This is a genomic window from Mitsuaria sp. GD03876, from assembly GCF_029840635.1.
GTDB lineage: Bacteria > Pseudomonadota > Gammaproteobacteria > Burkholderiales > Burkholderiaceae_C > Roseateles.
In genome coordinates, this window is sequence record NZ_JAOCCU010000018.1 from 108751 (window position 1) to 130788 (window position 22038).

Annotated in this window: 19 protein-coding genes; 11 read left to right on the top strand and 8 right to left on the bottom strand. The window is 69.9% G+C overall.

Annotation, left to right across the window (positions count from 1 at the left end):
* Positions 1-27: 27 nt before the first annotated feature.
* Entirely contained in the window at positions 28-909 is an 882-nt protein-coding gene (locus N5D62_RS13635) for a hypothetical protein (RefSeq protein ID WP_279758368.1), read from the top strand.
* Between the two features lie 14 nt (positions 910-923).
* Here N5D62_RS13635 and N5D62_RS13640 read toward each other — a convergent pair whose 3' ends face one another.
* Positions 924-1661: a hypothetical protein gene (locus N5D62_RS13640; RefSeq protein ID WP_279758369.1), complete on the bottom strand. Its 738-nt coding sequence runs from the start codon at positions 1659-1661 to the stop codon at positions 924-926.
* A 201-nt stretch (positions 1662-1862) separates the two neighbouring features.
* On the opposite strand from N5D62_RS13640, the gene N5D62_RS13645 reads away from it, so the two are divergent.
* Positions 1863-2564 carry a hypothetical protein gene (locus N5D62_RS13645; protein ID WP_279758370.1) on the top strand — a complete coding sequence of 234 codons (702 nt, stop codon included), beginning with the start codon at positions 1863-1865 and terminating at the stop codon, positions 2562-2564.
* A gap of 90 nt (positions 2565-2654) precedes the next feature.
* Here the strand turns inward: N5D62_RS13645 and N5D62_RS13650 are convergent, their stop codons facing one another.
* Positions 2655-4199, bottom strand: a complete 1545-nt coding sequence (locus N5D62_RS13650) for a peptide MFS transporter (protein WP_279758371.1) — start codon at positions 4197-4199, stop codon at positions 2655-2657.
* Positions 4200-4438: 239 nt separating this feature from the next.
* Positions 4439-6931 carry a cation-translocating P-type ATPase gene (locus N5D62_RS13655; RefSeq protein WP_279758372.1) on the bottom strand — a complete coding sequence of 831 codons (2493 nt, stop codon included), beginning with the start codon at positions 6929-6931 and terminating at the stop codon, positions 4439-4441.
* Positions 6932-6987: 56 nt separating this feature from the next.
* Here N5D62_RS13655 and N5D62_RS13660 point away from each other — a divergent pair, with 56 nt between their 5' ends.
* The gene (locus N5D62_RS13660; RefSeq protein WP_279758373.1) at positions 6988-7494 is read left to right on the top strand and encodes a Cd(II)/Pb(II)-responsive transcriptional regulator; all 507 of its coding nucleotides are present in this window, start codon (positions 6988-6990) and stop codon (positions 7492-7494) included.
* A gap of 31 nt (positions 7495-7525) precedes the next feature.
* Here the strand turns inward: N5D62_RS13660 and N5D62_RS13665 are convergent, their stop codons facing one another.
* Entirely contained in the window at positions 7526-8440 is a 915-nt protein-coding gene (locus tag N5D62_RS13665; protein ID WP_279758374.1) for a LysR family transcriptional regulator, read from the bottom strand.
* Between the two features lie 155 nt (positions 8441-8595).
* On the opposite strand from N5D62_RS13665, the gene N5D62_RS13670 reads away from it, so the two are divergent.
* Positions 8596-9528, top strand: coding sequence for an alpha/beta fold hydrolase (locus N5D62_RS13670; protein ID WP_279758375.1), 933 nt, complete (start codon positions 8596-8598; stop codon positions 9526-9528).
* Positions 9529-9574: 46 nt separating this feature from the next.
* On the opposite strand, the gene N5D62_RS13675 is transcribed toward N5D62_RS13670, so the two are convergent.
* Positions 9575-10486, bottom strand: a complete 912-nt coding sequence (locus N5D62_RS13675; RefSeq protein ID WP_279758376.1) for a LysR family transcriptional regulator — start codon at positions 10484-10486, stop codon at positions 9575-9577.
* A 97-nt stretch (positions 10487-10583) separates the two neighbouring features.
* On the opposite strand from N5D62_RS13675, the gene N5D62_RS13680 reads away from it, so the two are divergent.
* The 5 genes from N5D62_RS13680 to N5D62_RS13700 all read left to right on the top strand — a co-directional run bounded on the left by N5D62_RS13680 (position 10584) and on the right by N5D62_RS13700 (position 16383).
* Positions 10584-11291, top strand: a complete 708-nt coding sequence (locus N5D62_RS13680) for an SDR family oxidoreductase (RefSeq protein ID WP_279758377.1) — start codon at positions 10584-10586, stop codon at positions 11289-11291.
* Positions 11292-11308: 17 nt separating this feature from the next.
* The gene (locus N5D62_RS13685) at positions 11309-12406 is read left to right on the top strand and encodes an alkene reductase (RefSeq protein ID WP_279758378.1); all 1098 of its coding nucleotides are present in this window, start codon (positions 11309-11311) and stop codon (positions 12404-12406) included.
* A gap of 172 nt (positions 12407-12578) precedes the next feature.
* Entirely contained in the window at positions 12579-13715 is a 1137-nt protein-coding gene (locus N5D62_RS13690) for an HD domain-containing phosphohydrolase (RefSeq protein ID WP_279758380.1), read from the top strand.
* A 317-nt stretch (positions 13716-14032) separates the two neighbouring features.
* Complete coding sequence (locus N5D62_RS13695; RefSeq protein ID WP_279758381.1) at positions 14033-14656, top strand: hypothetical protein; 624 nt, start codon at positions 14033-14035, stop codon at positions 14654-14656.
* A gap of 83 nt (positions 14657-14739) precedes the next feature.
* The gene (locus N5D62_RS13700; RefSeq protein WP_279758383.1) at positions 14740-16383 is read left to right on the top strand and encodes a SulP family inorganic anion transporter; all 1644 of its coding nucleotides are present in this window, start codon (positions 14740-14742) and stop codon (positions 16381-16383) included.
* Positions 16384-16389: 6 nt separating this feature from the next.
* Here N5D62_RS13700 and N5D62_RS13705 read toward each other — a convergent pair whose 3' ends face one another.
* The gene (locus tag N5D62_RS13705; protein ID WP_279758384.1) at positions 16390-17739 is read right to left on the bottom strand and encodes an MFS family transporter; all 1350 of its coding nucleotides are present in this window, start codon (positions 17737-17739) and stop codon (positions 16390-16392) included.
* A gap of 345 nt (positions 17740-18084) precedes the next feature.
* Between N5D62_RS13705 and N5D62_RS13710 the strand changes: the two genes are divergently transcribed.
* Both N5D62_RS13710 and N5D62_RS13715 read left to right on the top strand, forming a co-directional pair.
* Positions 18085-18405 carry a DUF4148 domain-containing protein gene (locus N5D62_RS13710; protein ID WP_279758385.1) on the top strand — a complete coding sequence of 107 codons (321 nt, stop codon included), beginning with the start codon at positions 18085-18087 and terminating at the stop codon, positions 18403-18405.
* A 400-nt stretch (positions 18406-18805) separates the two neighbouring features.
* Positions 18806-19720 (top strand): LysR family transcriptional regulator, encoded by a 915-nt coding sequence (locus N5D62_RS13715; protein WP_279758386.1) that lies wholly within the window; start codon positions 18806-18808, stop codon positions 19718-19720.
* A 10-nt stretch (positions 19721-19730) separates the two neighbouring features.
* Here N5D62_RS13715 and N5D62_RS13720 read toward each other — a convergent pair whose 3' ends face one another.
* Positions 19731-20138 carry a YkvA family protein gene (locus tag N5D62_RS13720; protein ID WP_279758387.1) on the bottom strand — a complete coding sequence of 136 codons (408 nt, stop codon included), beginning with the start codon at positions 20136-20138 and terminating at the stop codon, positions 19731-19733.
* A gap of 33 nt (positions 20139-20171) precedes the next feature.
* Positions 20172-21875 carry an AMP-binding protein gene (locus tag N5D62_RS13725; protein ID WP_279758388.1) on the bottom strand — a complete coding sequence of 568 codons (1704 nt, stop codon included), beginning with the start codon at positions 21873-21875 and terminating at the stop codon, positions 20172-20174.
* Positions 21876-22038: the final 163 nt, after the last annotated feature.

Sequence of the window (22038 nt, forward strand, 5' to 3'; positions counted from 1 at the left end):
GGCCTTCACGTCAATGGAGAGCGACTCATGAGTCGACAGGCAATGAAGGGGGCTGGCGGCGCGGTGATCGTGGGACTCGGCGTCGTGATCGCGCTGATCGTTTGGAGCGGTTGGACGGAGTCCGACATCGGGCCGGCGACGCCGGGCATCACGCAGGACCCATCACGCGCCGTGAGCAGGACGTCGATGGAGCCTGCTTCGGCACCGGCTGCCCCTGCCTCGATGCCAAGAGCTTCGACGGTGTCGGTGTCAGCGGCGGAGTACCCGGCGCCATGGTCGACATGGCTGCACTTCGAGACGGACGACGAGCGCCGTGCCCGGCATCGTCGGAGCGATCCGTTCGATGCGGTGGACGATCTGCAGGGGCTGCTGTCACGAGCGGCGCGAGGCGATTCGGAAGCGGCGCTCCGGCTGCATGACCTGGCCGAGTACTGCGATGACCATCGAGAAGCGCCGGAGCTGCCGCCGGACTACCTGCGACTGGATTGCTCCACCCCCAGGTCCTGGAGCGCGGATCAGCGGCGCGGGTGGCGTCGACAGGCGGTGTTCACCGGCGACCCTTCGCCGCCGATGAGCATGCTCCAGGAGGCCGAGTCCATGCGGCCGGGCAATCCCCTGCTGGCCGAAACCGCTTCCGATGCGGCACTGGCGCTGGACTACGCCGCGAGACGAGGTTGCCTCGCTTGCATCGTGGCCCTGGCCGGGCTGTTCAAGGACGGACAGCTCGTGCAACAGGACCTGAGACGCAGCTTTGCCTACCTGCAGGTGGCCGCCGCGGCGAGCGGTGAGCCGATCTACACGGAGCACGCCGAGAAGCTCCGCGCTTCCCTGCGGCCGATCGACATCGAATTCGCTCGCGCGCTTCAAGAGCGCCTCGCGAAGGCGCTTGAAAAGAACAAGGCCCGCTGAGCGGGCCTTGGTCGTCAGAGCAGCGAGTCGATGATGCGACCGCGAACCTGCGGCTCGAAGCTGGCGATCAAGCGATGCAGGTCCGCTTCGGGTGATGTGTCGCCATCCGCTGCCGCGGTCGAAGCGTCTCCGCGCCCTTTCGAAACGGACTCCAGGTGATGCGTCGGTGTCTTCAGTCGCGGAGCCCGCTTGGATCCGGATATCTGACCGTTATGGCACGCCGCGCATGACACCCCTGCAGGGGCTCCTTGATGCGGGGTGACCGGGCCCACGATGACTTCTCCGCGACGTGCGGGTGGCATCAACCCGCCGAAGGTCTCTGCCGGAGCGGAGATCGGCTGGCCTCGTCCTCCGCCGACACGCTCAAGCACGCCTTCGCAGTTTTCTTTGACGGTGGACTTGAACTTGATTTGGCGCACAACTTTTGTCTTCATCTCTACCATGTAGTGAATTTCAATTTCCATTCGCCGCCGCCAGAACTGACCTGGAGCTCCGTTATTCACTGAGGCGTGGTGAATGCTGCGGATTGCGTATTTTCTCCAGGAACCACTGGTATTGAATGGCCAAGCATGAAACGGACCATTCATGATGTCCCTCCCGGGAGGGTCAGCGAATTCATCGCGCAGATAATCACCAATTCTTGACAGCGCCTCCGCCATTGCCACTTGCTCCTCATGACACTGCGCATCCCCCGCGCCACGCGGCGCTGCAAGACCGTGCGGTACGATGACGCAAAGCGGGAATGCGATCACGAAGAACCGCCCTCCCAAGATCGCCCGAAAACCAGGCATATCAACTCTCCAGATTGTTTCGAAGTTGGGCTGGCTTTTCTAATGGCAAAGAATGGCGAGCTGTGTATTTCTATCTGGGAGCGAATGATTCAACAATTGCCCGAATCATTCATTTTCAATGATCAGTCTTTGCTACCGCAGCACTAATTCAAGGCGTTTTCCATGACACATGATGGAAATCACGAACCAGCATTCTCAATTCCTACGGAATTTCCGTTCGATTGGTTCAAAGCGATGGATTTCGAGTTTGAAAGGCCGCGCGGGCAAGGATTCGATTGGCCCGACCCCTATGAGGCCTTGAAGAATCTGCCGTGGCTGCTCAAGCAGGCGAATGAGGAGCACGACCCGGGCGCCGCATACAAACTGTTCGATCTCGCGCTCTGCTGTTCAGAGCAAGCCGAGCGACCGATACCTCCCGGTATCCAGCCGCTGGACTGCTCTCCCGTGAACGCCTGGAGCGTTGAAGAACGCGCCGCCTGGATGCGACTTGCCGCGCGGGGCGGCTACACGACAGCCGCCCTCGCCACCCTCTCGGCTGCGGAAAAGTCGAATGCGCCACTTGAGATGCGCCGCGAGATGACGAAGGACGCTGCGATCGGCCTTGAGATTTCGGCGTCGCGTGGGTCGCTGGAGGCCGCGCTCGCGCTAGCCACGTTGCTCAGGGATGGTGACCTCATCGAGGCCGATCTGCCGAGGTCCTATGCCTACTTCCAGGTGGCTGCGGCAGCCACGTCTGCCGACGCCTATTCCCGGCACGCCGGGTCCGTCCGCGAACGGCTGAAGTCCTCGGATCTCGCAATCGCGCGTTCGATCCAGGAGAAGTTGGCAGCGGCGTTGGCTGCCAATGGCCGCTGCAATCGTTGATTCGAGCCAACTGGGCGGGCATGAAAAAACCCGGGCACTGCCCGGGTTCTTCATGTCTGCGCGAAGCGCCTGTTGGCGCGGGACGCGCCCTCAATGCACGCCGTGCATCAGCTTCTTCATCCACGGGCTGAGCAGCATCAGCAGCACGCCGGCGCCGGCCGGGACGATGGTGAAGATCAGGAAGAAGGTCGACATCGAGTACGTCGACGAGATCGCGTCGATGTACGAGCCCGTCATGCCGGCGATCTTGTTGGCGATCGCCGCGTTCACGAACCAGACCCCGAACATCAGGCCCAGCAGTCGCGCCGGCGCCAGCTTCGAGATGTAGGACAGCCCCACCGGCGACAGGCACAGCTCGCCCATCGTGTGGAGCAGGTAGGCCAGCGTCAGGAACACCATGCTCACCTGCGCCGTCTTCGCGCCCGCCGGGATGCCCGACGCGCCGTACGACAGCGCCGCGAATCCCAGCCCCAGCAGCACCAGCCCGACACCGAACTTCACCGGACCGCTCGGGTTCCAGTGCCGCTCCCACATCTTGCTGAACATCGGCGCCAGGATCACCAGGAAGAAGGAATTCAGCACCCCGAACCAGGTCGCCGGAATCTCCGATTGCTCCATCTGGAACTCGCGGCCCAGCATCCACAGCGACAGGCCCCAGATCAGCGCCAGCGCGCCGGCCAGCAGCAGGTTGGACAGGCCGTAGCGGCCTTCCGTGCTGCGCGTGAGCTTGATCAGCAGCCAGCTCAGGATCGCCACCGGGATCAGCGTCATCAGCGAATTGACGATCTTGAACACCAGCCCGCTGGTGCCCACCAGCGCGCGGTCCGTGTAGTCCGCCGCGAAGATCGTCATCGATCCGCCCGCCTGCTCGAACGCGAACCAGAAGAAGATCGTGAAGAACGAGAACACGCCGATCGCGATCAGCCGGTCGCGCACGATGTGCGCCGGCGTGTCGTCCAGCGGCTCGCTCGCATCCACCAACGGAGCGTCCTTGCCGGCCGGCGCGCCGCCGATCTCGCCGAAGATGCCCTGCGCCAGCCAGAACTGCAGCGCGCCCAGGATCATGAAGACCGCCGCCAGGCCGAAGCCGTAGTGCCAGCCGATCTTCTCGCCGATGTAGCCGCACAGCGAGATGCCGAAGAACGCGCCCGCGTTCACGCCCATGTAGAACAGCGTGTAGCCGCCGTCGCGCTGGCCCTCGTTGTCCTTGCCGTAGAGCTGGCCCACGATCGCCGAGATGTTCGGCTTGAACAGGCCCGTGCCCAGGATCACCAGACCCAGGCCGAGGAAGAAGCTCACCCGCGTGTCGAAGAACAGCGAGATGTGACCCGCCGCGATGATGAAGCCGCCCAGCACCACCGCGCGCCGCGTGCCCAGGAACCGGTCCGCGATGTAGCCGCCGATGATCGGCGTCAGGTAGACCAGCATCGTGTACCAGCCGTACAGGCTGGTCGCCTCCGCCCGCGTCCAGCCCCAGCCGCCCTTGGAGACCTCCGAGATCAGGTACAGCACGAGCAGCGCCCGCATGCCGTAGTAGGAGAACCGTTCCCACATCTCGGTGAAGAACAGGACGAACAGGCTGTTGGGCTGGCCGAGGATGGTCTGCCGCGCTCCGGGAGTTTGAATTGTGTTCAAACGACGCTCCGTGATGGATCGAAGACCCGGCCTTCCGGGTCGCTGGACATCGCGCGTTCCATGGATCAGAACGCGCTTGCCGCTGGTCCAGGCCCCGGATCGATCGATCCCTCGGGGCCCGCCAGCGGCAGGCGCGCCATTGTCAGCCAAACGTCAGCGTCGACCCGGCCCTCGGCATTAGGGGACACCCTAGGTGACGGCGGCTCCCGCCGCCGCCTCGCGCCGGGTCCGCCAGCCGGTCAGGCGCGCGGCTCGCGCAGCAGGCGCAGGCCGTTGAGCACCACCAGCAGGCTCGCGCCGGCGTCGGCCAGCACCGCCAGCCACAGCGAGCCGATCCCCGCCAGCGTCAGCGCCGCGACGATCGCCTTCAGGCCCAGCGCCACGACGATGTTCTGCGTCAGCACCGTCGCCACGCGCTCCGACAGCCCGATCAGCTCCGGCAGCTTGCGCAGGTCGTCCTGCATCAGCGCGATGTCGGCGGTCTCCAGCGCGGTCGCGCTGCCGGCGGCGCCCATCGCGATCGCGATGTCGGCCCGCGCCAGCGCCGGCGCGTCGTTGACGCCGTCGCCGATCATCGCGACCGGCCCCTGCTCGTCGGCCAGCCGCGCGATCGCGTCCAGCTTGTCCTGCGGCAGCAGCGGCGCGCGCACCGCGTCCTCCGCCATGCCCAGCCGCGCCGCCATCGCGACGGCGCTGGCGCGCTGGTCGCCGCTGAGCATCGTCAACGCCAGCCCGCGCGCGCGCAACGCGGCCAGCACCTCGGCCGCCTCCGGCCGCGGCGTGTCCGACAGCGCGATCAGCGCCAGCGTCTGGCCGCCGCGCATCAGCCACACCAGCGTGTGGCCCTGCGCCTGCAGCGCCCGGGCGGCGTCGCGCGCCGGCTCGTCGACGGCGCCGCGCTGCTCGGCCAGGCGTTCGTTGCCGAGCGCGAATTCCTGGCCGTCCAGCGTCGCGGTCAGGCCCAGGCCGGGCAGGTTCTGCAGGTGGTCGACCGGCTCCAGCGCGGTGCCGAGTCGCTGGGCGTGCGCCGCGACGATCGCCTGCGCCAGCGGATGCGCGCTGCCGGCGTCCAGCCGCGCGGCCAGGTGCAGCGCCTGGTCGGCGTTCACCGACGGGTACAGCGGCTGCACGACGACGAGCTCCGGACGCCCCTCGGTCAGCGTGCCGGTCTTGTCGAAGGCCAGCGTCTTGAGCTGGCGGGCGCGTTCCAGGTACAGGCCGCCCTTGATCAGGATGCCGCGGCGCGCCGCCGCGGCCAGGCCGCTGACCACCGTCACCGGCGTCGAGATCACCAGCGCGCAGGGGCAGGCGATCACCAGCAGCACCAGGCCCTTGTAGATCCAGTCGCTCCAGGTGCCGAAGCCCAGCAGCGGCGGCAGCACCGCCAGCGCCACCGCGACCAGCACCACCGCCGGCGTGTACACGCGGGCGAAGCGGTCGATGAAGGCCTGCGTCGGCGCGCGCTGCGACTGCGCCTGCTGCACCGCCGCGGCCATGCGGTCGAGCAGCGTGTGGCCCTTGGCGGCGGTGACTTCCATTTCGAGCAGGCCGTCGCCGTTGATGCTGCCGGCCAGCAGCGCGTCGCCGGGCGCCTTGTCCACCGGCATCGCCTCGCCGGTCAGGGCGGCCTCGTTCAGGCTCGAGCGCCCGGTGACCAGCCGGCCGTCCAGCGGCACGCGCTCGCCCGGCGGGATGCGCACGCGCGCGCCGAGCGCCACCTGCGCCGCGGGCATCGTCGTCCAGCGGCCGTCGGCGCCTTGCACCGACGCGGTCTCCGGCGCCAGCTGCGTCAGCGCGCGGATCGCATCGCGGGCGCGCGCCAGGCTCAGGCTTTCCATCATCTCGGACAGGCCGAACAGCCACACCACCATCGCCGCCTCCGGCCACTGGCCGAGCACGATCGCGCCGATCACCGCCAGGCTCATCAGCAGGTGGATGTTCAGCGTCACGCTCTTGAGCGCGATCCAGCCCTTGCGCAGCGTCGGCAGGCCGCCGAGCAGCATCGTCGCGACCGCCAGCGCGATCACCAGCGGGCCGGATTCGTCGAAGCCGGAGAACGCCAGCGTCTCCGCCGCGATCGCGGCGACGCCCGCCACGGCCATGCGCCAGCGCAGGCCGGTCGAGATCGCCGGCGGCGGCGCCGGGGGCGGGGCCTCGGCCGCGACGGGCTCGGCGGTCATGCCGACCGACTGGATCGCCGCGCGCAGTGGCGCGTCGTCGGGCAGGCGGTGGTGGACGTCCAGCAGGCGGTTGATCAGGTCGAACTCCAGCGCCACCACGCCGCGCTGGCTGGCCAGCTGGCGGCGCAACAGGCCTTCCTCGGTCGGGCAATCCATGCCGGCGATGAAGTAGCGCTGGCGGGTGGTGCCGGCCAGGTCCTCGGCCGACACCTTCGGCGCCGACGCGGACGGGGCCGCACTGTGGCTGCCGCAGCAGGCGGCGGCGTCCTGGGTCGCGCTCGCGGCGGAGCCATGGCCATGCCCGTGGTCGTGGTCGTGGTCGTGGTCGTGGTCGTGGTCGTGGTCGTGGTCGTGGGCATGGTCCCCGGCCGCGCCGCCCTGGGCGTGGGCGTGGGCGTGGGCGTGTTCCTGGCCGTGCGCCGGGGCCGGCGCCGTCTTCGCCGGAGCGGGCGCCGCGACAGCGGCGGGGCCGCAGCAGCCCCCGCAGGACGAGGCCTCCGCGTCCGGGTTCGCGGGCGCGGCGGGGCGGTGATCGTGTTCCTGATGTGCCATGAGGTGGATTGGAATGTCTGTAGCCGCTCCAAGGTCAAGCGGCTATCCTGACGCCCATGCGAATCGGCGAATTGAGCAAGTCCACCGGCGTGGACATCGAGACCATCCGCTTCTACGAGAAGAGCGGCCTGCTGCCGCCGCCCGCCCGGAGCGAGAACGGCTATCGCGACTACGCGCACGCGCACCTGGAGCGCCTGGCCTTCATCCGGCATTGCCGCGCGCTGGACATGTCGCTGGCGGATGTCGCGCTGCTGCTGGACAGCCTGGCGACCCAGGATCCGGAGGCGCTGGTGAAGGTGGACGTGCTGGTGGCCTCGCAACTCGGCAAGGTCCGCGCCCGGCTCAAGAGCATGCAGGCGCTCGAGGCGCAACTCGTCGCGCTGCAGAAGCGCTGCGACGCCGACCACGACCACCACGCCTGCGGGATCCTGGAGGAACTCGTCTCCGCCGCGCACGGCGAGGCCTGCGCCTGCCATCCAGAACCGGGCCAGGCCGCGGGTGCACCGGGCAAGGCCGGCGGCCACGGCAGCCACGCCGGCGGTCCGGCAGGCAGGGCTCGCTGATCGTCGACAGGCCCGCGGCGCCGGCTGACGCTCAGCGCTCCGGCAGCGCCGCCTGCAGCAGCCGTTCGCGCAGCCGCGGCACGGCGAAATCGATGAACGCGCGCAGCTTCAGCGGCAGCCGGCCCTGCGGCGCGTAGACCAGGTGCACCGGCCGCGGCGCGGCCTCGAAGTCCTCCAGCACCAGCTGCAGCCGGCCGGCGCGGACGTCCTCGTTCACCTGGTAGGACAGCGCTCGCACCAGCCCGGCGCCGGCGCGGCCGGCGTCCAGCGCGGCATCGATCGTGTTGACGCCCAGGCGCGAGCGGAACGCCCCGGTCCGTGGCTGCCCGTCCTGGCGGAAGGGCCAGGCACCGCCGGTGGCGACGCTCTCGAACGACACCACCCGGTGCCGCATCAGGTCGTCCGGCGACGCCGGCACGCCCTGCGCGGCCAGGTAGCCTGGCGCCGCGCAGATCACATGCCGCACTTCCCCCAGCCGCGTCGCGACCAGGCTGCTGTCGGCGAGCTCGCCGATCCGCAGCGCGACGTCGATCTGGTCGTCCAGGAAATGCGCGACCCGGTCGGTCAGCTTCAGGTCGACCGCCACGTCCGGAAACGCGGCCAGGAACCCGCTCACCGTCGGCAGCACGTGCAGCCGCCCGAACATCGTCGGCGCCGTCACGATCAGGTCGCCGCGGGGCTCGGTGTACTCGCCGGCGGCGGCGCGTTCGGCCTCGTTCAGCTGGTCCAGGATCGCCTTGGCCGCCTCGACGTAGGAACGGCCCGCGTCGGTCAGCTCCAGCCCCTTGGCCGAGCGGATCAGCAGCGTCGCGCGCAGGTGTCGTTCCAGGTCGGCCACCTTGCGGCTGACCGTCGCCAGCGGCAGCCCGAGCCGCTTGCTCGCCTTCGACAGGCTGCCGGCGTCCACCGCGGCGATCAGCATCGCCATCGCGTCGAGTCGATCCATGCGCGTCCAGGCCTGCCGTCGGCGGGGCCTTCCAGTTTTCGAGAGGGTTGTTCTCGATCCTAGCGGCTTCCGGAGAATTCCGGGAATCCGGAGACTGCGTCCCATGCCCTCCAGCGCGGATCGCCGATCCGGGGAAGGGCGCCAAGGACCCCGCCATGACCGCGATCGCCTCCGCTTCCGGTTCCACCGTCTCGACCGTCCCTTCGGCGGTCGCGCCCGTCGCCTCGTCGGCCCCCGCCGCCATCCGCCATCGCACGGCGACGGTGCTCGGCCGCCAGGTCTTCTACCGCGAGGCCGGCGATCCGTCCCTGCCGACGCTGCTGCTGCTGCACGGCCTGCCGACCAGCAGCCGGATGTTCCTGCCGCTGATCCCGCTGTTGGCGGACCGCTTCCATGTGATCGCGCCGGACTACATCGGCTTCGGCCACTCGGACGCGCCGTCGCCGAGCGAGTTCACCTACACCTTCGACCACCTGGCCGAGCACGTCGCCGGGCTGGTCGACGCGCTCGGCCTGACCGCGTACACGCTCTACATGCAGGACTACGGCGGCCCGATCGGCTACCGGCTCTTCACGCAGCGTCCGCACCAGGTGACCGGCTTCATCATCCAGAACGCCAATGCCTACGTCGAAGGCGTCGGCGACGAGGCCAAGACGGTGTTCGGCCCGCTGTGGCAGTCGCGCACCCCGGCCACCGAGGCCCCGGCCCGCGAGTTGATCAGCATGGCCGGCACGAAGTGGCACTGGCTGGTCGGCGTGAAGGATCCCGAGCTGATCGACCCGGACCACTGGATCGTCGACCAGGCGCTGCTGGACCGGCCCGGCATCCAGGACGCCAACGTCGACCTGCTGGCCAACTACCAGACCAACCTCGCGCTGTATCCGACCTGGCACGAGGCCTTCCGCCAGCACCGGCCCAAGACGCTGATCGTCTGGGGCAAGAACGACCCGATCTTCATTCCGCCCGGCGCCCGCGCCTACCTGAACGACCTGCCCGACGCCAAGCTCGTCTGGCTGGACGGCGGCCACTTCGTGCTCGACGAGTTCGCGCCGCAGGTGGCGGCGGAGATCCGCGCCTTCTTCGGGTGATCGGCTGATCGGTTGATCGGCCGGGCCGGCGGCGCGGACGGCCGGCTCAGCGCGGCATCGGCCGGGCGAATTCCTCGAGCCGCCGGCGGAGTTCGTCCCGCAGCTGCCGCAGCGCCGGCGTCAGTTGCGCGCGGCCCGGCACGATCAGGTGCAGCGGCGCGGGATCGCCGCGCCAATGCGGGTTCACATGGACCAACTGGCCGCTGGCGAGCTCCTGGGCCACGTCCGGCCAGGACTTGTAGGCGATCCCCAGCCCCGCCAGCGCCCAGCGCTTGACGACCTCGCCGTCATCCGCGACCCGGCGGCCGTTCAGCGGCAGCGCCTCGGGGCGGCCGGCGATCTCCACCGGCCAGTGCGACGGCACCTCGCCGTCCATCAGGTAGCGCAGCGCCTCGTGGCGGGCCATGTCCTCGGGCGACGCCGGCATCCCGTGCAGCGCCAGGTAATGCGGCGCGGCGACCAGCACCCGGCGGCAGTCCGGTAACAGTGGCAGCGCGACCTGCGAGCCGCCCGCCGGCTGGCCGTAGCGGATCGCCGCGTCGACCGGACGCCGCAGCAGGTCGGTCAGCGGATCGCCGATCTGCAGCCGCAGGGTCAGCGCCGGATGGCGTTCCTGGAACTGCTCCAGCCACGGCAGCAGCACGTGCCGGCCCAGGTCCGACGGCAGGGTCAGGTGCAGCTCGCCGGCCAGCGCCTCTCGCCCGGCGATCGCCTCGTCGCGGCCCTCGGTCAGGGCGCGCAGCGCCGCGCGCGCATGCGGCAGGTAGCGCTGGCCTTCCCCCGAGAGCCGCAGGCTGCGGGTGCTGCGCACGAACAGCGAGAAACCCAGCTGTTCCTCCATCCGCTTGAGCGCGGCGCTGGCCGCGGCGGGCGACCAGTCCAGCGCCTTGGCAGCGGCGGTGAGGTTGCCGAGGTCGGCGATGCGCACCAGCAGTTCGAGGTCGGCGATCCGGGTCATTGTTCGATTTTCTTTGAAAAAGCTTCCGCCGGCAGCCGGTTCAATGGGCCGCGATGGGGTTTCAGACTTCGTTCATCAAACAGCCTGGAACACCCCCATGAAACCTCCGAGCACCCCCACCGACCTCCGCAACCCCGCCTTCAGCGCCGAGACCGTCAGCGTCGTCGTCGGCGGCACCTCCGGCATCGGCCGCGCCGTGGCCAACGCGCTGCGCGCTCGGCCGGGCGAGGTCATCGCCGCCAGCCTGAACACCGGCCTGGACATCACCGACGCGGCGGCCGTGGCCGCGTACTTCGACGGCCTCGGCCCGGTCGACCATGTCGTCGTCACCGCCGGGTCCCAGGCGCCGGGCGGTCCGGTCGCCGCGGTCGACCTGGACGCCGCCAAGGCCGCTTTCGACGTCAAGTTCTGGGGCGCGATCGCGGTGGCCCGGGCCGCGGCGCGGCACCTGCGCCCGGGCGGCACGCTGACGCTGACCTCCGGTTTCCTGTCGCGCCGCGCGACGCCCGGCGCCTTCGTGAAGACGGCGATGAACGCGGCGCTGGAGGCCTCGGCCAAGCTGCTGGCGCGGGAGCTCGCGCCGCTGCGGGTCAACGTCGTCAGCCCCGGCCTGACCGACACCGAGGCCTACGCCGCGATGGCGCCCGAGGCGCGCGACGCGATGCTGGCCAAGGCGGCCGCGACGCTGCCCGCCGGCCGCGCGGGCCGGCCGCAGGACCTGGCCGCGGGCTACCTGTTCGTGATCGACAACCCCTTCGTCACCGGCGCCGTCATCGACATCGACGGCGGCGCGCTCATCCAGTGATTGCCCGCGAGGACCCCATGACCGACCTTTTCTCTCCCCTGACCCTGGGCCCGCTGACGCTGCCCAACCGCATCGTGATGGCGCCGATGACGCGCGCCCGCAGCAGCCAGCCCGGCAACGTGCCCAACGCGCTGATGGCCGCCTACTACGCCCAGCGCGCCAGCGCCGGCCTGATCGTCAGCGAGGCCACGCAGGTCTCGCCGCAGGGCCAGGGCTACAGCTTCACGCCGGGCATCCACGGCGACGAGCAGGTCGCGGGCTGGCGCCTCGTCACCGAGGCGGTGCACCGCGCCGGCGGCCGCATCGTGCTGCAGCTGTGGCACGTCGGCCGAATGTCGCATCCGGTCTTCCACGACGGCGGCCTGCCGGTGGCGCCGTCGGCGCTGTCGCCCGAGGCGCAGGTCTGGGTGGCCGACGAGCAGGGCGTCGGCCGCATGGTGGATTGCCCCACGCCGCGCGCGCTGACGCGCGAGGACATCGCCGGCGTCGTCGCCGACTTCCGGCGCGGCGCGGCCAATGCCATGCGGGCCGGCTTCGACGGCGTCGAGATCCATGGCGCCAACGGTTACCTGATCGACCAGTTCCTGCGCACCACCTCCAACCAGCGCGACGACGACTACGGCGGCTCGCGCGACAACCGGCTGCGCTTCCTGCGCGAGGTCGTCGACGCGGTCGCGGCCGAGATCGGTGCCGAGCGTGTCGGCGTGCGTCTGGCGCCCTTCATCACCGCCCGCAACATGGACTGCCCGGACATCATCCCGACCATCCTCCAGGCGGCGGAGGAACTGTCGGCGCGCGGCGTCGGTTACCTGCACCTGTCCGAGGCGGACTGGGACGACGCGCCGCAGATTCCCGAGGCCTTCCGTGTCGCGCTGCGCGAGCGCTTCGGCGGCCGCATCGTCGTGGCGGGCCGCTACGACGCCGCGCGGGCCCGGCCGCTGCTGGACGCGGGGCTGGTCGACCTGGTCGCGTTCGGGCGGCCCTTCATCGCCAACCCGGACCTGCCGGCCCGGCTGGCCGGTGGCCTGCCGCTGGCGGCCTTCGATGGCGCGACCCTCTTCGGCGGCACCGACCGGGGCTACAGCGACTACCCGCCCCTGGCCGCGGCGGCCTGAGCGGGCGCGCCGTCCGTGACGGAGTGGGCGCTTTCCCTCGCGCCGAGGCGCGAGGGAGCGCTCCGCGGTTCAGACCGGGCCCGATCGGACGATGTAGAGTGCGAGCCGCCCGCGTTACAAATTTCAGACATTCCCGGCGCGGCTGGCTCTTCCTCCGCTCATCGCGCCTGTCATGCGTGTCTGTTCACTGTCATCGGTCAAGAACCGGATCGTCCTCGGTCAGCCGCTCGCCTTCAGCGTGCGCGACACCGACCGGACGCTGCTGCTCGCGCGCGGACAGGTCATCGCGGACGAGGAACAGCTCAACGCGCTGATGCGCCGCGGGGCGCTGGTGGAGGTCCACGAGCTGACCGAGGCGGTGCGCCAGCCGGGACGACCGGCCTCCGCCGCCTACCTGCGCGACCGCCTGCCCGAGGAATGGAACCGTGGGCTGCAGGACGTGCGCAACGCGCTGTCCGCGACGCCGGACCGCCTGGCCGACGCGCTCGACGGCGCGACGACGCTGCTGATGTCGCTGATCGACAGCTCGCCGGAGATGGCCCTCGCGCAGGTGGTCCGACAGCCTGAATCGAGTGGCGGCCACTACGGCGTCACCCATTCCTTGCATGCGGCGACGGCCTGCCACGCGGCGGCGCGCTACCTGGGCTGGGGTCCGGAGGACCAGCGGCTGGCCTTCCAGGCGGCGCTGACGATGAACCTGGGCATGCTGGACCTGCAGGCGCGGTTGTCCAGCCAGGTCTCGCCGCTGACCTCGATGCAGCGCGAGGCGATCAACGACCACCCGATCCGCAGCGTCGAGATGCTGGATGCGGCGGGCATCACCGAGCGGGACTGGCTCGAGGCGGTGCTGCAGCACCATGAGACGCCGGATGGGCGCGGTTATCCGCACGGCATCAGCGACATCGGCGAGCTGGCCGAGATGCTGCGTTACGCGGACGTCTACACGGCGCGGCTGAGCAGCCGCGCGAACCGGCCGGCGATGAGCGCGGCGCAGGCGGGGCGCGAGCTGCACCAGATGGCCGCGCAGAGTCCGCTGGCGGCCGCGTTGATAAAGGCCTTCGGCATCTTCCCGCCGGGCAGCCTGGTGCGGCTGGCCAGTGGCGAGGTGGGGCTGGTGGTGCGCAACGGCGAGAAGGCGCATCGACCGATGGTGTCGGCCTTGACCAATGCCAACGGCGAGCCGCGGCAGATGCCGGTGCTGCGCGACAGCAGTCGCGACGACCATGCCGTGGTGGCGCTGCTCCCCGCGCACGCCTCCCCGATCCGCCTTTCGGACGAACGCATCGCGACCCTGATCGCAGGCGCCTGACCCCGCCCGATCCGCGCCGCCGCCCGCCCTCCACAAAGCCTTGCATCCCGGGCCCACAAATCCATCACTCCCGCTCCACAGAGCCTTTCTTCCAGTAAACCTCTGACACCCCCTCCCCGCGCAGACTCCGCCGCTTTCGATCACGGGGGATGCGAGTGGTGCGCGAGGTTGAATTGAAGTCGGGATGTTGGCGCGCGATGGTCGTGCCGGATCGGGGGGGTCGATTGCGTTGGCTGGGGGAGGTGGGCCCGGACGGCCGGCAGCCGTGGTTGCGGCCGTTGACGAACGAGCGGGGCCTCCTGGTGGGTGGAGGCGGGGTGAGACTGGCGGCGCCGGGCCATGTGACGGAGGAGATGGCGCGGCAGGTGCCCGATCCGCGGGTGTTCGACGCGATCTGGCAGGTGACGCAGCAGGCGCCGGACCGGGTGACGCTGATGCTGCATCCGGGCGCCGCGTCGCCGGGGCGCTGGGGGTTTCAAGCCAGCCAGACGCTGCATCTGGACGAGCACCGCCTCGACTGGGAGTTGTCGGTGCGCAACCTGAGCCGGATGCCGATGCCGGCTCGCCTGGGCTGGTTGCTGCAGTTCCCGGAGGACTTCGCCGAGGCCCTGTGGCTGGACGACACGCTGGAAGCGGTGCGTCAGCTGCCGCGCGGGCAGTCGGTGGTCCGGGATCCGTGGTGCGGTTTGGCATCGCTGAACGGCGAGGCGGGTCGGCTGGTGCTGCTGCGCGGCGATGCGCCGCTGGACACGCTGCACGTGGAGCGCCACCCGTCGCGCGCCTGGCTGCAGTTGCGGCTGATGACGCCCGACACCACGCGGCTGACGCCGCTGGCGCGCGGCGAGGAGCTGACGCTGCGCCTGACGATCGACCTGCTGGCCTCCCGCATCCCGCCGCCCACGGTGCGCCAGGACAAGCCGGCGGACCCGCCGATCCTGTGAACCGGGGCGTCGCCAGGGCGCACGGCGCGTCCGGGGCGGCCCCTATACTGCCGCGCGCCCTGCCGCCGCGGCGCCCCCCACCCATGCCGACGTTGCCGTCCCTCGCCGCCCTGCGGCCCTACCTGCGCGACGCCCTGCGCGACGACCTCGTCGCCGCCGTGGTGGTCAGCGTCCTGTTGATTCCGCAAAGCCTGGCCTACGCGATGCTCGCCGGCCTGCCGCCGCAGGTCGGGCTCTACGCCAGCCTGCTGCCGCCGCTGTTCTACGCGGCGCTGGGCTCCAGTCCCTACCTGAATATCGGCCCGGTCGCGGTGCTGGCGCTGATGATCATGCAGACGCTGCAGCTCGCGCCCGCCGGCGTCAGTCCGAGCGAGGCGGCCTTGGTGCTGGCGGCCGAGGTCGGCCTGTTCCTCGGCGCCGCCGCGCTGCTGCGGCTGCATGCGCTGGCGGCGCTGCTGTCGGTGCCGGTGCTGCATGGCTTCGAATCGGGCGCGACGCTCGCGATCGCCGCGAGCCAGTTGCCGGTGCTGATCGGCTCCTCGGCCAGCGGCGGCACCTGGACCGACCTGGGCCGCTCGATGGTGGCGCGGGGCTTCGACTGGCACGGCATCGCCGCGCTGTTCGGCATCGCCTCGCTGCTCGCGCTGGTCGCGGTGCGGCGGCTGCCGAAGGGCTTCGTCTCGCGCGTGGCACCGCTGGCGGTGCTGCTGGCGGGCATCGCCGTCGCCTGGGGCTGGGATCCGCAAGACCTGCCGCGCGTCGGCGAGCTGCCGCCGCTGGCGCTGGTCTTCACGCTGCCGCGGCTCGACGCCGAGCTCTGGACCGCGATGCTCCCCGGCGCGGCGCTGATCGGGCTGCTCGGGTACGTCTCCAGCCTGGCGGTCGCGGAGTCGCTCGCGCGCCGCGTCGGCCAGCGCGTCGACGCCCGGCGCGAGTTGATGGGTCTGGCGGGCGCCAACCTGGCCGCGGCGCTGTCGGGCGGGATGCCGTCGGCCGCCAGCTTCTCCCGCAGCGTCCTGATGAGCGACGCCGGCAGCCGCACCCGGATGACCGGCGTCTTCGTCGCCGGGCTGATGGGCCTGACGTTGCTGACGCTGTCGCCGCTGTTGGCCTGGGTGCCCAAGCCGGTGCTGGCCGCCAGCATCATGGTCGCGGTGCTGTCGGGGCTGAAGTTCGGGCCGTATGCCGATGCCTGGCGCTACGACCGCGGCGAGGCGCTGCTGATGGCGGCGGTCACGCTGCTGGTGATGTTCGTCGGCATCACCGCCGCGCTGGGGCTGGGCGTGGCCGGCGCCATCGCGCTGCTGCTGCAGCGCAGCGCGCGGCCGCATGTCGCGCTGATCGGCCGCATCGCGGGGACCGAGCATTACCGCAACGTCGAGCGCCACCAGGTCGAGCTCGACCCGCTGGTGCTCGGGCTGCGCATCGACGAGAGCCTGCTGTTCCTCAACGGGCGCAGCCTGGCGGACGTGGTGCAGGCCCATCTGGACACGCATCCCGCGACGCGGCGCGTGCTGCTGCAGATGTCGCCGGTCAACAGCATCGACTTCAGCGGCTTGAGCGCGCTCAGGGAGCTGCATGAGACGCTGGAGCGCCAGGGCCGGCGGCTGGACCTCAGCGAGGTCAAGGGGCCGGTGCTGGACCGGCTCAAGGACAGCGGGTGGGAGACGTGGTTCCGCGGGCGGGTGTACCTCTCCCACCACCTGGGGATGCAGGACCGGGACTGACGGGGGTCAATGCACGTCGTTCAGGTGGCCGTGCCGGCGCAGGTCCGGCATCAGGAAGCAGACCAGGAACGCGAAGAAGCACATCACCGACACGTAGACGTAGAAGGCGCTTTCGACGTTCGCCGCCTTCAGGCTCAGCGCGACGTACTCCGCCGAGCCGCCGAAGATCGCGTTCCCGATCGCATAGGACAGCCCGACGCCCAGCGCGCGGATCTCCGGCGGGAACATCTCCGCCTTGATCAGCCCGCCGATCGAGGTGTACAGCGACACGATCGCCATCGCCACGATGATCAGCCCGAACGCCGCGTACGGGCTCTGCACGCCCTTGAGCGCCGTCAGGATCGGCCAGGTGCCCAGCGCCCCGAGCACGCCGAACCACAGCATCGACGTGCGCCGCCCGATCCGGTCCGACAAGGCGCCGAACAGCGGCTGCATGCACATGTAGACGAACAGCGCCGCCGTCATCACCGTGCTGGCCACCTTCTTGTCCATGCCCACGCTCAGCACCAGGTACTTCTGCATGTAGGTCGTGTACGTGTAGAAGGCCAGCGATCCGCCGGCGGTGAAGCCCAGCACGATCAGGAACGCCTTCGTGTGCTTGGCGAAGAGCTCCCGCATCGAGCCCGATTCCTTGCGGTCGAGCTGGTCCGCCTTGGCCGTCTCCGCCAGCGAGCGGCGCAGGTAGAAGGCGATCACCGCGGTCGCCGCGCCGGCCATGAACGGGATGCGCCAGCCCCAGTCGTGCATCTGCGCGTCGGTCAGCGTCTGCTCCAGGATCGCCACCACCAGCACCGCCAGCAGCTGCCCGCCGATCAGCGTCACGTACTGGAACGACGCGTAGAAGCCGCGCTGGCCGCGCAGCGCCACCTCGCTCATGTAGGTGGCGCTGGTGCCGTACTCGCCGCCGACCGACAGGCCCTGGAACAGCCGCGCCAGCAGCAGCAGCGTCGGCGCCATCACGCCGATGGTCTCGTAGGTCGGCATGAAGGCGATCGCCAGCGAGCCGCCGCACATCATCAGCACCGAGATCATCATGGCCGTCTTGCGGCCCTTGCGGTCGGCGATGCGTCCGAACAGCCAGCCGCCGATCGGTCGCATCAGGAAGCCCGCGGCGAACACGCCGGCCGTGTTCAGTAGCTGGACCGTCGGATCGCCCTTCGGGAAGAAGGCGTGGGCGAAGTAGATCGCGGTGAACGCGTAGACGTAGAAGTCGAACCACTCGACCAGGTTGCCGGACGACGCGCCGACGATGGCCAGGATGCGGTCGCGCTTCTCGTGCGCGGTGTAGTGCCCGGGCGTGCCGGACGCCGGCGTCGGATGCGCGCCGCCGGGCGAGGAGGTGGGGGTGGCAGTCATGCGGGCAGCCTACTCCCGTGATGGAAAACCCGCATCCGACCTTCGGACGATCCGAACGCCACGCGCACCTCGACTCGGTTCCTCCGCTCGGGTGGCTGCGCCAATCGCCCGGTCGGATCGCTCCTCGCCGGATTCGCGGGGCGGCCCCGGGATTGTTCCGATCTTTTCAACGGAGTGTTGCATCGGCATGGATTTAAGGGTCAACCCTTATGCCTCATAGTTCATCCCATCGACACACCGATACCGCCTCCCGGAAAGTTCCCAGGAAACACGGATCGACGGGTCGAAACCTCAACCCGCGCCCCTTCGCGAAATGCCCTGGGACCGATACCGAAAGGAATGATCATGAGCAAGAACATCATCGCTTCCGTCCTGTTCGCTTCCGCCGCCGTGCTGGCCGGCAACGCGATGGCCAACGACAACCCGCATCTGCAACCGGTGAACACCCCGAGCGCCGTGAGCCGCGCCGAAGTGCTGGCCGACCTGGAGATCTATCGCGAATCCGGCTTGGCCGCTGTCGAGCAGTCGGAAACCTACGGCTACGACAACGCTCGCCGCGACGCCGCCAAGGCCAAGTACGCCGAGCTGCGCAACTCGCCGTACTACGCGACGCTGGTCAAGCGTTTCGGCGGCAGCGCCCCGTCGACCGCCGTCGCCGGCCGCTGATCGACCGTCCGATTCCCCCGCTTCCTGAGAGAGAACTCGAACAACATTTGCCCTGAGAGAGCACTTTTTAGGTCAAGGGCTTCGGCCCTGGTCGGCGGCGGTTCCTCCGCACTCCTCCTCCTGTCTGCCGCCGACCGCCTATATCCCCTCGGACGAGCCCCCTCGCCGAGGGGTTTTTCTTTTGGGCCGCGGAAACCCTTCCGGTGGTGTCGATGAAACCCTCCAGCCGCCCGGGCGATATTCATACCAAAGTCGGAGATATTCCGCCGATATTCGCCCGACACGCCCGAAAAGGGGGCGCGACGGCGCACAGCGCGCAATGCCGCGCGGATTCCCCGAGAATCGCCCGTCGGCCCGCCCGCAGTCCTCCTTTCCGCGGCCGGCACAGCGAGGGCATCGGATGGATCGGATCGTGCAGATGCGGGCGTTCGCCCGGGTGGTGGAAACCGGCAGCTTCACCAAGGCGGCCGACTCGATGGATTTGCCCAAGGCCAGCCTGACGCGGCTGGTGCAGGCGCTTGAAGCGCGGTTGCGGGTGCAGTTGCTGACGCGCACCACCCGCAAGGTGACGGTCACGCAGGACGGCGCCGCCTATTACGAACGGACGATGGCGCTGCTCAACGAGCTCGAGGCCATCGACCAGGGGATGCTCCACGACCAGAGCAAGCCGCGCGGGCGCTTGAGGGTCGACGTCACCACGTTGACCGGCTCGCGGGTGCTGATCCCGGCGCTGGGCGACTTCCAGGAGCGGTATCCCGACATCCAGATCGCGCTGGGCGTCAGCGACCGGGCGATCGACCTGCTGGTCGACAACGTCGACTTCGTGCTGCGCGTCGGGCCGGTGCAGGACGCCGGCCTGGTGGCGCGGCGCGTCGGGCAGATCCTGTTCTGCACCTGCGCCTCCCCGGCCTACCTGGCCAGGCACGGCACGCCGCAGGTACCGCAGGACCTGGATCGGGAGCCGCACCAGGCGGTCGGGTACTTCTCGTCGCGGACCGGCCGCGTCTTTCCGTTCGTCTTCCACCGCGAGGGTGAGCGCCTCGAGATCGAAGGCCGCCGGCGCCTGGACGTCAACGACAGCAACGCCTACGTGGCCTCGGGGCTGGCGGGCCTGGGCGTGGTGCAGCTGGCGAAGTACGCGGTGCAGGAACAGCTCGACCGCGGCGAGCTGGTGCAGCTCTTCCCCGACTGGCACCACAACCCCGTGCCGGTGTACCTGGTGTATTCGCCCAACCGCTACGTGTCGGCGCGCATGCGGGTCTTCATCGAGTGGGTGGTGGAGACGCTGGCGAAGAAGGGCCTCGGGCCGGACTGAGCGACGCCGTTCAGACCGAGCCGCCGGCCGCGCCGCCACCGCCGCGTCCGACCAGCCACACGACGATCAGCGCGAGCACCAGCACCCAGGCCACGACGATGGCCGCGGCGACCTTCAGGTTGCGGGGCAGCCGGTCGCGCTGCGCGGCGGCGCGCTGGCGGGCGCGCGCGATCACCGGCGGCGGCATCAGCCGCAGCACCAGCCAGAAGCCCAGCGGCACGAGGAGGATGTCGTCGAGCAGGCCCAGCACCGGGATGAAGTCCGGGATCAGGTCGATCGGGCTGAGCGCGTAGGCGGCGACGGCGATCGCGACGAAGCGCGCCAGCCAGGGCGCTTCCGGGTCGCGGGCCGCGAAGTAGACCGTCAGCAACTCGCCCTTGAGCAGGGCCGCCCAGCGTTTGAGGGATCCGCGTTTCATCCGCGCATCATGCGCCCGGGCGGTGACCGGGGTTCAGTCGGCCCAGACGACTTTCCGGCCCTGGGCGATCCAGTTTTCCAGGCGCGGGCCGTAGACCTCGTCGACGCGGTTGCGGCGCACCTTGAAGGTCGGCGTGATCAGGCCGTTGTCCACGGTCCAGGGCGTGGCGGTCACGATCAGGCAGTCCAGTTGCTCATGCGGATCCAGCCGCGCGTTGACCTTCTCCAGGTGCGCGGCCAGGTCCTGCGTCAGCGCGGCGCGGTCGCGGCCGGCGACCTCGGGCGACAGCATCGCGATGCCCACGGGTTGCGGGAAGTTGGCGCCGGTGACCACGCAGGCCTCGATCGCCGGATGCGCGCCGAGGCGGTCCTCGATCGGCGCGGGCGACACGTACTTGCCCTTGCTCGTCTTGAACAGGTCCTTGACCCGGCCGGTGATGCGCGCGCAGCCGGCGAGGGCGCCCTTGTCGGAGATCTCCGCCTTGTCGCCGGTCTTGAGCCAGCCGTCGGCGGTGAAGGTCTCGGCGGTCAGCTCGGGCTGCTTGTAGTAGCCCTGCATCAGCGCCTGGCTCTTCATCTGCAGCTCGCCGGTGATCGGATCCAGGCGCACCTGCACGCCGTCGTAGGCGGGGCCCACGCTGCCGATCTGGTCCTGGCCCGGCATCGTGATGTGCGACAGGGCCAGGTTCTCGGTCATGCCGTAGCCCTCGTTGATCGGCAGGCCCAGCGCGCGGTACCACTTCAGCAGCGCGACCGGCATCGGCGCGGCGCCGCCGGCGGCGAACTTGCACTCGTTCAGGCCCAGCGCCTTGAGGATCTTCTTGCGCACCAGCTTGCCGATGATCGGCAGGCGCAGCAGCTTCTCCAGCTTGGGCTGCGGCACCTTGGCCTGCACGCCCTGCTGGAACTTCGTCCACAGCCGCGGGACCGAGAAGAACACGGTCGGCCGCGCGCGTTGCAGGTCGGCGGCGAAGGTGTCCAGGCTCTCGGCGAAGTAGATGGTCATGCCGGTGTGCAGCCAGCCGTGCTCGACCAGCGCGCGCTCCACCACGTGGGCCAGCGGCAGGTAGGACAGCATGCGGTCCTCCTCCGTCAGCGGGATGCGCTTCAGGCCCGAGCCGATGGCCCAGGCGAAGTTGCCGAACGAGTGCATCACGCCCTTGGGGGTGCCGGTGGTGCCCGAGGTGTAGATGAGGGTGGCCAGCTCGTCGGCCGCGCGGGTGGGGCGGCCCTTGAGGGGTGGGGTCTCGGCGCAGATCGCGTCCCAGTGGTCGTAGGCGTCCTGGGCTTCCTCGGGGGAGACGGGGTAGGAGATGCAGGGCAGGCCGAGGGGGACGCCGGGGCGCATGCCTTCCCAGCCGTCGAGCTTGCCGACGAAGAGCAGGCGCGACTCGCTGTGGGTGAGGATCTGGTGGATGGTGTCGGGGGCGAGGGTGGGGTAGAGCGGGACGCTGACGTAGCCGGCCATCCAGATGGCGAGGTCGCTCATCAGCCACCAGGCGCAGTTCTTGGAGAGGATGGCGACGCGGGCGCCGGGTTCCCAGCCTTGTTCGAGGCCGATGGTTTTCAGGTGGGCGGCCATGCGCCGGGCCTGGTCGGCGACGTCTTTCCAGGTGAAGTCCTTGACGATGCCGCTGCCCATGGGTTGGTGGAGCGTGACCCGGTTCGGCGCGTCGACCTCCCAGGCGTACAGGCGCTGCAACGCGAGGGAGTCGGCCGGGAGGCGGGTCGTGGACATCGGGGGGTCTCCTTGTTGTGGTGCTGAAACTGGACGGAATCAGCGCCGGAGACTACGCCGGGAGGGTTCGGCAAACGAGCGGGTTTCTTCGATGATCGTGATCGACTTGGCACCCTAACCCAGGGTTTCCTTTGGACACGCCCACCCCCCCACGGTCCAGAAC

Excerpts from the sequence above, each read along its gene's own strand:
- N5D62_RS13635 (WP_279758368.1), top strand. The coding sequence starts at position 28 with ATGAGTCGACAGGCAATGAAGGGGGCTGGCGGCGCGGTGATCGTGGGA.
- N5D62_RS13645 (WP_279758370.1), top strand. The coding sequence starts at position 1,863 with ATGACACATGATGGAAATCACGAACCAGCATTCTCAATTCCTACGGAA.
- N5D62_RS13655 (WP_279758372.1), bottom strand. The coding sequence starts at position 6,931 with ATGGCACATCAGGAACACGATCACCGCCCCGCCGCGCCCGCGAACCCG.
- N5D62_RS13660 (WP_279758373.1), top strand. The coding sequence starts at position 6,988 with ATGCGAATCGGCGAATTGAGCAAGTCCACCGGCGTGGACATCGAGACC.
- N5D62_RS13665 (WP_279758374.1), bottom strand. The coding sequence starts at position 8,440 with ATGGATCGACTCGACGCGATGGCGATGCTGATCGCCGCGGTGGACGCC.
- N5D62_RS13670 (WP_279758375.1), top strand. The coding sequence starts at position 8,596 with ATGACCGCGATCGCCTCCGCTTCCGGTTCCACCGTCTCGACCGTCCCT.
- N5D62_RS13675 (WP_279758376.1), bottom strand. The coding sequence starts at position 10,486 with ATGACCCGGATCGCCGACCTCGAACTGCTGGTGCGCATCGCCGACCTC.
- N5D62_RS13680 (WP_279758377.1), top strand. The coding sequence starts at position 10,584 with ATGAAACCTCCGAGCACCCCCACCGACCTCCGCAACCCCGCCTTCAGC.
- N5D62_RS13685 (WP_279758378.1), top strand. The coding sequence starts at position 11,309 with ATGACCGACCTTTTCTCTCCCCTGACCCTGGGCCCGCTGACGCTGCCC.
- N5D62_RS13690 (WP_279758380.1), top strand. The coding sequence starts at position 12,579 with ATGCGTGTCTGTTCACTGTCATCGGTCAAGAACCGGATCGTCCTCGGT.
- N5D62_RS13700 (WP_279758383.1), top strand. The coding sequence starts at position 14,740 with ATGCCGACGTTGCCGTCCCTCGCCGCCCTGCGGCCCTACCTGCGCGAC.
- N5D62_RS13705 (WP_279758384.1), bottom strand. The coding sequence starts at position 17,739 with ATGACTGCCACCCCCACCTCCTCGCCCGGCGGCGCGCATCCGACGCCG.
- N5D62_RS13710 (WP_279758385.1), top strand. The coding sequence starts at position 18,085 with ATGAGCAAGAACATCATCGCTTCCGTCCTGTTCGCTTCCGCCGCCGTG.
- N5D62_RS13715 (WP_279758386.1), top strand. The coding sequence starts at position 18,806 with ATGGATCGGATCGTGCAGATGCGGGCGTTCGCCCGGGTGGTGGAAACC.
- N5D62_RS13720 (WP_279758387.1), bottom strand. The coding sequence starts at position 20,138 with ATGAAACGCGGATCCCTCAAACGCTGGGCGGCCCTGCTCAAGGGCGAG.
- N5D62_RS13725 (WP_279758388.1), bottom strand. The coding sequence starts at position 21,875 with ATGTCCACGACCCGCCTCCCGGCCGACTCCCTCGCGTTGCAGCGCCTG.